We start from the raw sequence: 12,705 nt of genomic DNA, 5'->3' as shown, positions 1-12,705 counted from the left end.
TGGTGAACTGAGCACGCGCAGAGAAAAATTGCATTACAGACGTACGTATAGTCGTCCTAAACCTTTCAATATGGTGCGGTGACACGCCTGCAATCGATGCTCAGTGCCTGCTTTCCTCCGTTGCCGATAACTCCGGGCAGGCGCTCGAGGCTGCAGCCGAGGATAACCAGCCGCAGGAGGACAGCGGCTGCAGTTCAGTCAAGACGTTGAGCCGGAACAATCAGGGGCGCCTGGCTGAACCGGAAAGAACAAAGACAAGCTGCCGAACCACTCATCTCGCCGGTACGATCGGTCATGCGGAAGAAAACGCAATGGTCATGTGCGGAGATACGAAGGCGAAGTTACGCGACTGCTTTGTATGTCCTGCGGCCTTCACGCCTCGGTGCGGAGGACTTGCCTCCGGGGCGTTGGCCGGAACCGAGCGCGCGCGCAGCGCCGCCGAACCGATACTAGCCGTCTGCGACCCGCGACAGCTCTGTCAAGGTGCCATCTAATCCGTGCTGATCACACACCATCTGATCTAATGCGACAGCGCGGACCTTAACACGGGAGTGAGTCGCGTCACAGGATCGCCACCCACGTCGTTGGCCGGACGAGGCAAGCGCAGTGACCGCACACATGCGATTGTGCGCGGAGCAACAACTAGCTTGTCAGGCCGACCCGTTCTGTCGCAGTCCTGATATCTGGCGCGGCAAATGTCGCAGAAGCGTTCAGATGGCTGGAAGCTTGACGGTGAAAGACGCGCTTGAAAATGACTGGTAAAAAAGCCCCGACTCCTTTGCTCGACGGGCATCTTTTCAGGGCGGCTGGCCCCGGGCGAGGTGGGGCAAGGGCTGCGCACTGGCAATCGCGCGTGAAAGTTCCGGCTCGTCAAGTCGGCTGTCTCGATTCAAACTACGAGAAATGTCGCTGCGCTTGCATTCAACCCGTCTTTGAATGGCGGCGGTCAGGATCCGGGACCTATCTCATCGTGTGTCGATAGTGTTGGAAACGTTGGGCTGGTTGAGCCGAGCTTGCAGCGTCGTGTGCTCGAGCTCGTCCTCCCACCAGGATACGAACACGGCGGCGACGCCATTGCCGGTGATGTTAGTAAGGGCGCGCACCTCGCTCATGAACTTGTCGATCGAAAATACGATTGCCATGCCCGGCACCAGCGCTGGGCTGACCACCGACAACGTCGCAGCGAGCGTGATGAAGCCCGCGCCGGTGACGCCGCTTGCTCCCTTCGACGTTAGCATTGCCACGAGCAGGATCGTGAGCTGCTGGCCAAAGGTGAGATCGACCCCGAGTGCCTGGGCAATGAACAATGTCGCAAGTGTCATATAGATATTGGTGCCGTCGAGGTTGAAGGAGTAGCCAGTTGGCACCACCAGGCCGACCACGGGCTTGGAGCAGCCCAGCCGTTCGAGCTTCTCCATTAATTGCGGCAGCGCGCTTTCAGAGGACGATGTGCCGAGCACGATCAAAATCTCGTCCTTGATATAGAGAATGAACTTGAAGATTGAAAAGCCGACGAGGCGCGCGATCAAACCGAGCACCACCACGACAAACAACGCCGCCGTCGCGTAAAACAGCGCGATCAGACCGATCAAATTGCCGAGTGCTGCCGGCCCGAACTTGCCGATAGTGAAGGCCATGGCCGCGAAGGCGCCGATCGGAGCCGCTTTCATGATGATAGCGATCACGCCGAACACCGCGTGCGCGACGTCGTCAATCATGCCTCGCAGTCGCTCCCCGCGGGTTCCTAGCGCCATCAGTGCAAAGCCGAATAGGATCGCGAACAGGAGAACCTGCAGAACATCGCCGCGGGCGAAGGCGCCGACTACGGTATCCGGAATGATATTGAGAAAGAAATCGACGGTCTTCGAGGCTTCCGCCTGCTTGACGTAATTGGCGACCGCCGCGGCATCCGGCTTGACCGCAAGGCCATGACCGATTTGGACCAGATTGCCCATAAGCAGGCCCAATACCAAGGCAAAACTGGAGACGATCTCGAAATAGACCAGCGCCTTGACGCCGACGCGCCCGACTTTCTTCGCATCCTGAATATGCGCAATACCAGATGTGACGGTGCAGAAAATAATCGGCGCGATCACCATCTTGATGAGCTTGATAAATCCGTCACCGAGCGCCTTGACCCAGTCGTTGGTCGCGACAGGGGGCCATAGGCAACCGACCATGGCGCCAATCAAGATCGCGATCAGCACCTGCACGTAGAGAATCTTATACCAAGCTTGCGACGCGCGTGCGGGCGCCGCAGTTGCCATGGTGGTCATGACGCTTCCTTCCCGAATATACTCGAATGCGAGCCGCCGCGTCATTGAGAGACGACAGCGTCATGCGAGACTCATCATTTTAGCCGTGTCCGATTGAAGACGGTTCCGAGAGCCGGCGCGTCGTTCCAAAGGCAGGCGTTTAGTTGCGTTATCCCTTCTCGTTAAGCAAGATATGCACCAGTTGCTCAAAGTGCGCCCCATTAAGCAGTCTCGGACAAACCGTCTGCCTCCGGGCGGTATCGGTTTGGGTGCTCGGCCCGCGTTCGCAAGGTCGAAACAAAAAGTCGCAGCGAGACGCGCAACTTGATCGGCTGAGCGCATTAGCGTAGTCCCGTCTCGGGATAGAAGCCCGAGCGTGATCGATATGCGCCAACTGCTGATGGATGCAACAGTAGATGAGATCGGTAAAATTGATAGTTTGGATCGCACTCATCCACGAGATGGAAGCCTTTTAGGAGCTCGATTGCGTGACAATATCTTGAATCGATGCACTGCCTTGTCGCTAGCGGCAAAGCTCGTCGTGCACGGGGCATTTGTCTCCAGCCTGCGCAAACGATGCGCATTAGGCAGGTTGGTCGTGATTCCGCCTTCGCGCTCGGCTCGCGCCTTCTGCCGCGTCGCAGAAGCTGCGTCACGATGATTACTCAGCTAGATCGTTCGCGTTGCTGCCAAGGGGCAGGCCTCCTGCGATCCGTTTCATTATCGGCCCAACGAGGACGGTGTTTGAGCTACCGACAAACTACCTAGGCATCTCTGGCCGCATCAAATTCTGCCGTTCCGTTGCGTGACCGTGCCTGTCTGCTCGGCAACAGAGATGCCAGAAATCTGACATAGCGTTAGTTCCGCGCCACAGCGACGTCGACGTCTATGCGAATTTCTCCCATGTCGCGCATAGCGCCGCGCCGTTTGCACGCGGCACAGGAATTGCTGATTTCAAACGAGGAGGTGCCGCCGTCAGATGGATGGAGGCGGCAGTTGTCGATGAGACCTGCGACGCTGCTCTTGCTCGTAGAAACGACGCGCGTAAATGTGGCGGCCGCCATGAAGCGCGGCGCGACTAAAAGGCGACCCGCGCCACATGCCTGGGCGAGCCGGACGTGCAGGCGATCACTGGAACCGTAAGACGACCTGCTTTCACTTTTGGGCTGACGCACATGGATGTCTTTCGGCAGAGATTGCGCAATCTGTTGCGCTCACGATTGAGCTAGCCGCCGTAACGACCGTGATCCTCCTCGTGATTGGTGTGCCCCTCGCTTGGTGGCTAGCACGCTCAAAGACTCTTTTGAGTGAGGCGGTGACGACGATGATTGCCCTGCCGCTGGTGCTACCGCCGACAGCTCTCGGCTTTTGCTTACTCGTGTTGCTCGGCCCAAACGGGCCGGGTGGCGTTCTCGCCACTTTGTGGGGCGAGCGCACGCTCGCTTTTACCTTCGCAGGAAATGTGATCGGATCGGTCCTCTCGGCGTTGCCGTTGGTGGTGCAGCCGATCCGTAACGCCTTTGTTGGGATAGGAGATCGCCACTTGGAAACGACGGGGCGCGTTTCGTCGTTGTATGCCTTCATTACCATCAGGGGGCCGCTGGCGCGATTGGAGGTTGTTAAAGCCGCCGTGGTTGGCTTTTCTCATACGATCGGCACATTCGGCGTCGTGATGATGATCGGCGGCAACATTCCTGGGCGCACCAAGGTTTTGTCAGCCTACGTCGTAGTTACGCCCAAGCATCGCGCTGGCGCGAGGCGAGTGTAGTTGCCGGCGGTATGGTGATGTTCGCCTTTGCGGCAATCTCCACCTTAGCCCTCATCGACCGACACTGTGCCAGGAGCGGCACCGAACGGTCTTAGGTTAGCGGGTCGGACATATCCGATCACGACCGAGCAGCAGTATTGCAAGCCAGATCCATCAATCCTTGCGAGCCTACAATGAACAAGTTTGTTATGGCCGCCACGGCTGCTGGAATCGGCTCAATTCAGTGCACACCGCTCCTCGCACCGTACGGCTCGAGCGCCGATCGCTTAAGGTTGTCGGGTCCAGCAGTGGAGCTGAAGTCAAAGCAGGCTCTGTCCCTTGCGATGGCGATCCACGAGTTCGCGACGAACGCTGGTGAAGCATGGGGTCCTTTCCTGTGATGAAGGCTATGTTCTTATCGGTTGGGCTTTCGAGGGGGAGGAGTTCTGCTTCTCTTGGCGGGAAACCGGCGGCCCAACGACCAGGAGGGGTTTCGGCAGTCACATGATCGAGATACTTCTTGCGCATGACTTCGGAGAAATTACCAAGTTGGCCAACGAAAACATCTGGCCTGGAGGTTCATTTTACGACCTATGCCCGAAACTTGGGAGCTAAGCTGACAGAAGCATCACCTGAAGCTACGGCTTTTTTTACCTGTCTCTTCGTTCAGCTCGACCTGACCGATCCGCCACATCAGGTGGCCCTTGCCAAGAAGATAATTGAGCGCAGTGCCCCCTTAGTTGATCGCCTCTCTCGGTCGCGCATGTCAGCTTGTGACGCGTGGCTGACCTTAACTCAGAGCGCGGCGATGTCCTCGTCCGAGAGATGACCCGACCAAGGGCATGCTGGCTGCGGAGGGGAGCCTTGAACCTCAACCGGACCTTGCCGGTCCCATCCGGACCACATCGGCTAGATCCGACAAAACCCCGAACTCACATCGAGTGCAATGTGAGACTTTGCCCAATTCTGGTAGTTTGACGCGGTACGAGGCGGCATTCTAAATCTCTCCATCGCAAATGGGGGGGAATCCTGCAATGACCGGCGGAAGCATAGGCTCGCAACCTGCGCCGGCGAGTGACGCGTCAAGAAAGCCTATGAACCCGTCGGAGCGGCTCGACGCGATTGACGTGCTGCGGGGCGTGGCCCTGTTCGGCGTGCTCGCGATGAACATCGTGACCATATTTCGGATCTCCATCTTCGCGCTGTTCTTACCGAACGTGGAGCGGGCGGGGCCGCTCGACCAGGTGGTGGCGGCTGTGCTGACGGTTGTGGTCGAGTTGAAGGCGTTTTCGCTCCTCTCGCTGCTGTTCGGGGTTGGCCTTGCGATCCAATTCGAGCGGCTTGCCGGCAATGCACGGCGCATGATCTTGCTCGTGCGCAGGCTGCTGGTGTTGCTGGCTATTGGCCTGGTGCATCTCTATTTGATCTGGAACGGGGACATTCTCGTCGAATACGCGCTGGCGGGCTTCGTGGTGCTGCTCTTCCTCGGCGGCCCGCGGTGGCTTATGGCAGGTGCAGCCTTGCTGCTCCTGGGGCTCTACGTGACCATGCCGCTGTTACCGCCGATCGTGCCGCTGCCGGGTGCAGCCGAGATGGCCGCTCTTGCCGCGGAGGCGACGCGTGTGTACGGCACGGGCGGATTTTTCGATGTGCTCGCGTTTCGGATCCGCGAGGTGCCGGCGATGTTTCCGCTGCACGTCATGGTGTTTCCGCGCACTGTCGCGCTGTTCCTCATCGGCGCCCTTGCGTGGCGCAGCGGAGTTTTGCGTCGGGCTTCGGCGAACCGGCGCCTGCTGTTCGTCATCGCAACCTCTGCCATTCTTCTCGGCGGCGGATTGAGTCTCCCGGCAGCACGACAAGAGCTCTTCGATTGGCCGTCGCTCGGTCGCGCGCGCTTTCTGGTGGAAGAGCTGGGCGTGGTCGTATTGTCCCTGGGTTATGCCGCCGCAGTCATCGCCGCTGTGAACCTCCCGGGCGGGCGGAGAATGCTCGGCTGGGCCGCGCCGCTTGGCCGCATGGCGTTCACCAATTATCTGGCGCAATCTGTGATCTGCGGCTGGATCTTCTACGGCTATGGTCTAGGCCAATTTGGCCGCCTCGGCGTGACCGCGACACTGGCGATCGGCATTTTCGTGTATGTCACGCAGGTGGTGTTCAGCGCTTGGTGGCTGCGCCGCTATCGGTTCGGTCCGGTCGAGTGGCTCTGGCGCTCGTGGATGTATGGGGTACCGCAGCCGATCCGGGCAACGGTCAATTCAGCCATCATGCGCGCGACTATAGCAGTTTGATGTGGGCCCCCGATACCCAAGCTGCGTTCTGCTTCAAGTGGAAGGCGCCCAAGCGGGTACGGCTGATTTTGTGCCTTCAGCGACCTCCGGAGGTGTCAAAGCGAGCATGACGTAGTCGCCATGCAGTGATGAACTATATTGCTGCTCTGTAGAAGTGCTCACATGAACGTCCAAAACCGGACACCGTTTGCATGAAAGATCAATGGCGCAGCCTGTGGCTCGCTGCTTTCGACAGTCCGCAGTGCCGAAGCGGTGACTTGGTATCAGTCAAGTGTTTCGCTTCGCTGGCTTGTTTCTTGCTGAACGTCAGTAATTCGTTACGGCCGACGACACTCACACGGAAGGCTTTATGGGTGGTCCAACGGAAACGTTCTACAGCGTGATCAGACGCCAAGGTATGACGCGTCGTAGTTTTCACAAATTCTGCACTTTGACTGCCGCGAGCTTGGGACTTAGTCCGCTCGCCGCAAGCAGTATTGCCAACGCCTTGGAGACCAAACCACGTGTGCCCGTCATCTGGCTGCACGGGCTCGAATGTACCTGCTGCTCGGAAAGCTTTATCCGCTCGGCCCATCCCTTGATCAAGGACGCGCTGCTCTCGATGATTTCGCTCGACTATGACGATACGATCATGGCGGCGGCGGGACACCAGGCCGAAGCCATCCTGGAGGAAACTCGTGCCAAGTACAAAGGCAGGTATGTGCTCGCCGTCGAAGGCAATCCACCGCTGAATGAGGGGGGCATGTTCTGCATTGACGGCGGCAAGCCGTTCGTTGAAAAGCTCAGGTGCATGGCGGAAGAGGCCATGGCGATCATCGCTTGGGGCACGTGTGCGTCATGGGGATGCGTGCACGCGGCCAAGCCCAATCCGACTGGCGCGGCGTCGATCGATAAGGTGATCACCAACAAGCCGATCATTAAGGTGCCCGGGTGCCCGCCTATCGCAGAGGTCATGAGTGGCCTCGTGACTTTCATCACCACGTTCGGAAAGCTTCCGGAGCTCGATCGCCGAGGGCGTCCAAGTATGTTCTATTCCGAGCGCATTCACGACAAGTGCTATCGGCGTTCCCATTTCGACGCTGGCCAATTCGTCGAAGAGTGGGACGATAAGTACGCGCGCAAGGGCTATTGCCTGTACAAGATGGGCTGCAAAGGGCCAACCACCTACAATGCCTGTTCGGCCATTCGGTGGAACGGCGGCGTCTCATTTCCGATTCAATCCGGGCACGGCTGCTTCGGCTGTTCCGAAGACGGCTTCTGGGATAATGGGTCTTTTTACGACCGTCTCACAACCATCAAGCAGTTCGGCATCGAGGAGAACGCCGACCAGATCGGCATGGCCGCTGCTGGCGTAGTTGGGCTAACGGTCGCTGCCCATGCGGCGGTCACCGCAGTGAAGCGGTTGACCCACAAGTCGGATCGCGCAGCCCCCAAAGGTAAACTGAGTTGAGGAGGGGGCGACGTTGGCCGTCCAGACACCGAATGGGTTCAATCTCGATCGTTCAGGCAGGCGAATCGTCATCGACCCGCTGACGCGGATCGAAGGCCACCTGCGTGTCGAAGCCAATCTCGATTCGGACAATGTGATCCGCAATGCGGTCTCAAGCGGGACGATGTGGCGTGGCATCGAAGTCATCCTGCGCGGACGCGATCCGCGCGACGCCTGGGCGTTCACCGAGCGGATTTGCGGGGTCTGCACCGGCACCCATGCGCTCACCTCCGTGCGCGCGGTTGAAAATGCACTAGGAATTGCGATTCCGGAGAATGCCAATTCGATCCGCAACATCATGCAGCTGTGTCTGCTCGTGCATGATCACCTCGTACATTTCTATCACCTGCACGCGTTGGATTGGGTTGACGTGGTCTCCGCGCTCAAGGCCGATCCCAAGTCTACCTCGGCGCTCGCGCAGTCTATCTCGCCCTGGCCGCTGTCGTCCCCTGGCTACTTTAGGGATTTGCAGATCCGGCTCACCAAATTTTTCGGATCAGGGCAGCTCGGTCCGTTCAAGAATGGCTATTGGGGGCATCCGGCCTACAAGCTGCCACCGGAAGCGAACTTGATGGCTGTAGCGCATTATCTGGAAGCGCTGGACTTCCAGAAGGAGATCGTCAAGATCCAAGCCATCTATGGTGGCAAGAACCCGCATCCGAACTGGCTGGTCGGCGGCGTGCCCTGCGCGATCAACATCGACGGAACTGGTGCGGTGGGTGCAATCAATATGGAGCGACTGAACATCGTCTCCTCGATCATCGACCGTTCGATCGAGTTTGTCGAGCAGGTCTACCTGCCCGACATTGTCGCGATCTGCTCGTTCTATAAGGACTGGCTCCATGGCGGCGGACTTTCGAGCAAGAGCGTGATGTCCTATGGCGATATCCCCGAAAACGCAAATGACTCTTCCTGTTTCAAGCTGCCGCGCGGGGTCATTCTTGGTGGCAATCTCAAGGAGATCCTTCCGATCGACCATGGTGATCCCGAGCAGATCCAGGAATTCGTCTCGCATTCATGGTATAGATACCCCAGCGATCGTTGTGGACTGCATCCCTGGGACGGTATCACCGAGCCGTCTTTTGAACTTGGGCCAAAACTCAAAGGCAGCAAGACAGATATCAAGGAACTCGACGAAGGCGGCAAGTATTCCTGGATCAAAGCGCCGCGCTGGCGCGGCCAGGCCGTGGAGGTCGGGCCGTTGGCGCGATACATCATCGGTTATGCGCAAGGCAAAGCCGAGTTCAAGGAGCCGGCCGAGAGACTACTCAAGGGGCTCAATCTTCCCCTGACTGCGCTGTTCTCGACGCTTGGCCGTACTGCGGCGCGGGCGCTCGAATGCCAGTGGGCGGCGCATCAGATGCGTTATTTCCAGGATAAGTTGGTAATCCACATCAAGGCAGGCAATACGGCAACTGCCGACGTCAGCAAGTGGAAGCCGGAAAGCTGGCACAAGGAGGCTAAGGGTTACGGGTTCAGTGAGGCCCCACGCGGCGCGCTTGGGCATTGGATCAAGATCAAGGGCGCCAAGATCGACAATTATCAATGTGTTGTGCCGACGACGTGGAACGGATCTCCTCGCGATCACAAGGGCAATATTGGCGCTTTTGAAGCCGCCCTGATCGGTACCCCGATGGTCGATCCGCAGCGGCCCCTGGAGATCTTGCGCACGATCCATTCCTTTGATCCGTGCTTGGCTTGTTCGACCCACGTAATGAGTCCTGACGGCCAGGAAATGGCCTCAGTGAATGTTCGTTAACGACATGCTGGACAGAGCTCGGAAGCTCATTGCCGCCGTCGATGCGGAACCCACTGAACGCAGCATCGGCGCTGCCATCGCTTACGCACCGGTGCGACTGTGGCATTGCGTTAATGCTGCGGCCATTCTGATGCTGAGTTTAAGCGGCTATGTCATTGGAACCGGGACACCGGCAATGTCGGGAGAGGCAAGCGGCAATTTCCTGTTCGGCTATATCCGCTTTGCTCATCTCTCGGCGGGATATGTGCTCAGTATCGGCTTTCTTCTGCGGATCTACTGGGCGTTAGTCGGAAACGCGTATGCCATGCAGATCTTTTGGGTGCCGCTCTGGCGCAAGTGCTTTTGGCGCGAAGTGTACCACGAGATTCGCCGGTATGCGTTCCTGACAGTTGAGCCCGGGAGGCGCGTCGGGCACAACCGTCTTGCTCAGCTCGCGATGTTCTTCATGTTTACGCAGACAATTACGTTCATGGTCGTCACAGGCTTTGCACTTTATGGGCAAGGTGCCGGCACTGACAGTTGGCAGTACACGCTATTCGGCTGGGTATTTTCAATTTGGCCGAACAGTCAGGACGTCCATACCTGGCATCATCTCGGCCTGTGGGTGATCGTGACCTTTGCGCTGGTCCACATCTACGCGGCCGTCCGGGAAGACTAATGTCGCGCCGCAGCATCGCTTCTGTGATATCGGGTGAGTGTGGGTTTCGCGATTGACTGGAAAGCGGATGCAACCGGAAAACAAGAAAAGGATCCTGGTGCTCGGCATCGGCAATATCCTGTGGGCCGATGAGGGATTCGGCGTGCGGGCGGTCGAGGAGTTTCACCGGCACTACGTGATCGATGACAACGTAACGGTCCTCGATGGCGGCACACAGGGACTCTACCTCGTCAGTTTTCTGGAGCAGGCCGATTGCCTGATCGTGTTCGATGCCGTCGACTATGGATTGCTGCCCGGGCAGTTGAAGCTGGTGCGAGATGACGAAGTGCCAAAATTTACCGCCGTCAAGAAGGTGAGCCTACATCAGACCGGCTTTCAGGAGGTCTTGAGTGCGGCCGACCTGCTTGGCCGTCGCCCGCGAGAGCTCGCTCTCATCGGCTGTCAGCCGATGAACCTGGAGCATTGGGGCGGTCCGCTGACCACCCCGGTACGCCTCCAGATTGCGCCTGCGATTAAACTGGCTTGCAAACTCCTGGTGCAGTGGGGCTCGCCGGCAAAGCCGCGGACCGCGCCGCTGCCTGCATCAGAACGGCTGTTGGCAAACAATATCGACCGTGCAAACTATGAGATGGACGCAGCCGATCTAGCGGCCCGCGACTGACCATGTGCCTTGGCCTGCCAATGACGATTGTCGAGACCGACGGCATCGTGGCGCTCTGCAAGTATGGCAATGAACAGCGGCGCGTCTCGGTCATGCTGCTCTCCGACGCCTCGGCCGGCGCCAAGGTGCTCGTTCATATCGATACCGCGGTGCGGCTTTTGGATGAAAATGAAGCAAGGCTGATCTCGGAAGCACTTGAAGGACTTGAGGCCACCCTCAACGGCCAGGACTGCGATCGCTTCTTTGCGGACTTGATCGGTCATGAGCCGCAATTGCCCGAGCACCTACGCTAGCAGCTCCGCTCGCCAGTTGCGCCGATCACGCTTGCTCACAAATCGAATTCCAGTCGCACGTAACCTCGGCATGGAAAATGTCAGGCGCTTCTGATTGGCACGCGCCTTGCTATTACCCTCCTAGCAGAACCGAACAGTATCAGAAAGGCGTGTGATGAAGTTGCAGCCGGCGCAGCATGGTCTGGCGCGGCCCGCTCCGTCCGACGCCGAGCGCGTCAGCGTCGATGCGCGCCTGGTCGCGCATGCTCCCGTGAAAGCGGCCGTGATGCCGCTGCCGGCGGCTGATCCCACATATTTGCTCCGCATCATCCAGGTCGCATTCTTACTTTCTGAGATGGTCAAGACGTTTCGGCGGCGCAGGCAAGGGGCAGTGCCTGCGCGCGCCGTAAGTGGCGAACTGGTTGAGTGGCTCGACCCGCGAGGCCCGTCGACGCCGATCCTCACCCGACGGCACGATACACTCCGCCTGATGGGTAGGAGACCGGTCCGTTTCGTCGCGATGGATCGCGTTTCGGTACCGAGGGTCCGGCCACACGCCGGCATCACTTGTGTCGGCAAGTGCATTGCCTCACGATGCAGCCAACGGAACATCGCATTATGAAAACAGCGATCCGCGTTGTATCCGACGTCGCCTACGGGGCGGCGAATGACCTTGCCACCGGCTCTGGAAGTCTCGATGTATTCTACAGCGGGTTAACGAGTGCGAGTGCGCTCGCCAAGCGCGCTTGGCGCGACGGCGACGAGCTTGCAAGGACCTATCCGAATGCCACCGCGCTATTATCAAATGCCGCCGCTGCCGTTGGCAGACAGAAGAGCTGCGCTCGGACACAACTGTACGGACTCGCGAATCTCAGCGATCCCGAGCGCAAGCTGATAGGCGAAGTGCTAGGAGCCGGTGAGATCGCTGGGGTGGTTGCGCTGCCAGATGGCTCTTTGGCGCAAATCCGTGAGTCCGTGCTTGCAGGAATTTGGCGCGTGCTCATCGGAAGCGAGCCGGCGCGCGAATATCTTGAGGTCGGAGCGATCCCGCAGATTGTCCGGCGCGCCGCAACTGACCTGACGTCCGCCGACCTTGCGATCGGCCCCGCGCCCGACGGCGCGATGAACGTGCAACCGGTCCTCGCCGAAATACGCGAGCGGGCCCGCATCTGGCGCTTTGGAATGCGCGCGCATGTCATCAATCTTACCTTGCTGCCGATGAGCGTTATAGACCTGGCATTCCTGCAGCAAAGCCTGGGGAATGGTCCGGTCCAACTCGTCTTCCGCGGCTACAGCACATGCCGAGTGCAGGCGACCGGGATCAGGAACGTCTGGTCGGTCCAGTTCTTCAATTCTGCGGACAATATCATCCTTGATACGTTGGAGGTCGGCGGCGTGCCGATGCTAGCGTTGGCCGCCGACGAGGATTTGCAGGACTCTGCCGATCGCATGCAGGAAATTATTGAGGCGTACTTCACATGAAAAGCTTGGAGAAGGTTCGCCTTCTGGAAGGATCCCATAGACGGAGCGGGCGCGGCGACCGCCGGCATACCTCGCCCAGGATGTTGGTGGAGCG

The 12,705-nt window shown here is 58.8% G+C and carries 8 protein-coding genes and 2 pseudogenes; 9 read left to right on the top strand and 1 reads right to left on the bottom strand.

Translation table 11 applies throughout. The features are described from left to right. Positions 1-965: 965 nt before the first annotated feature. A complete protein-coding gene (dctA, locus tag QA642_RS41795) occupies positions 966-2,276 on the bottom strand; it encodes a C4-dicarboxylate transporter DctA (RefSeq protein ID WP_283087090.1) in 1,311 nt (436 codons plus the stop codon). Between the two features lie 1,174 nt (positions 2,277-3,450). On the opposite strand from dctA, the pseudogene QA642_RS41790 reads away from it, so the two are divergent. The 9 genes and pseudogenes from QA642_RS41790 (at position 3,451) to QA642_RS41750 (ending at position 12,611) form a co-directional block, all read left to right on the top strand. Next, a pseudogene (locus tag QA642_RS41790) lies at positions 3,451-4,118 on the top strand (molybdenum ABC transporter permease). A 78-nt stretch (positions 4,119-4,196) separates the two neighbouring features. Next, positions 4,197-4,403, top strand: coding sequence for a hypothetical protein (locus QA642_RS41785; protein ID WP_283082011.1), 207 nt, complete (start codon positions 4,197-4,199; stop codon positions 4,401-4,403). A gap of 693 nt (positions 4,404-5,096) precedes the next feature. Continuing rightward, the gene (locus QA642_RS41780; protein ID WP_283082010.1) at positions 5,097-6,290 is read left to right on the top strand and encodes a DUF418 domain-containing protein; all 1,194 of its coding nucleotides are present in this window, start codon (positions 5,097-5,099) and stop codon (positions 6,288-6,290) included. A gap of 349 nt (positions 6,291-6,639) precedes the next feature. After that, complete coding sequence (locus tag QA642_RS41775; protein ID WP_194389724.1) at positions 6,640-7,740, top strand: hydrogenase small subunit; 1,101 nt, start codon at positions 6,640-6,642, stop codon at positions 7,738-7,740. A gap of 13 nt (positions 7,741-7,753) precedes the next feature. Beyond that, positions 7,754-9,538: a nickel-dependent hydrogenase large subunit gene (locus QA642_RS41770; protein ID WP_283082009.1), complete on the top strand. Its 1,785-nt coding sequence runs from the start codon at positions 7,754-7,756 to the stop codon at positions 9,536-9,538. Between the two features lie 4 nt (positions 9,539-9,542). Next, positions 9,543-10,252 (top strand): annotated as a pseudogene (cybH, locus tag QA642_RS41765) (Ni/Fe-hydrogenase, b-type cytochrome subunit). 11 nt (positions 10,253-10,263) lie between these two features. Beyond that, positions 10,264-10,857, top strand: a complete 594-nt coding sequence (locus QA642_RS41760; protein WP_283082008.1) for a HyaD/HybD family hydrogenase maturation endopeptidase — start codon at positions 10,264-10,266, stop codon at positions 10,855-10,857. Between the two features lie 2 nt (positions 10,858-10,859). Further along, positions 10,860-11,150 (top strand): HypC/HybG/HupF family hydrogenase formation chaperone, encoded by a 291-nt coding sequence (locus QA642_RS41755; protein WP_027557843.1) that lies wholly within the window; start codon positions 10,860-10,862, stop codon positions 11,148-11,150. Positions 11,151-11,747: 597 nt separating this feature from the next. Beyond that, complete coding sequence (locus QA642_RS41750) at positions 11,748-12,611, top strand: hydrogenase expression/formation protein (RefSeq protein WP_283082007.1); 864 nt, start codon at positions 11,748-11,750, stop codon at positions 12,609-12,611. Positions 12,612-12,705 lie beyond the last annotated feature (94 nt).

The sequence above is a fragment of the Bradyrhizobium sp. CB2312 genome (genome assembly GCF_029714425.1).
In the GTDB taxonomy this organism is placed as follows: domain Bacteria; phylum Pseudomonadota; class Alphaproteobacteria; order Rhizobiales; family Xanthobacteraceae; genus Bradyrhizobium.
The sequence above is the reverse complement of the archived record's forward strand: the minus strand, read 5'-3'. Positions and strand labels throughout refer to the sequence as shown.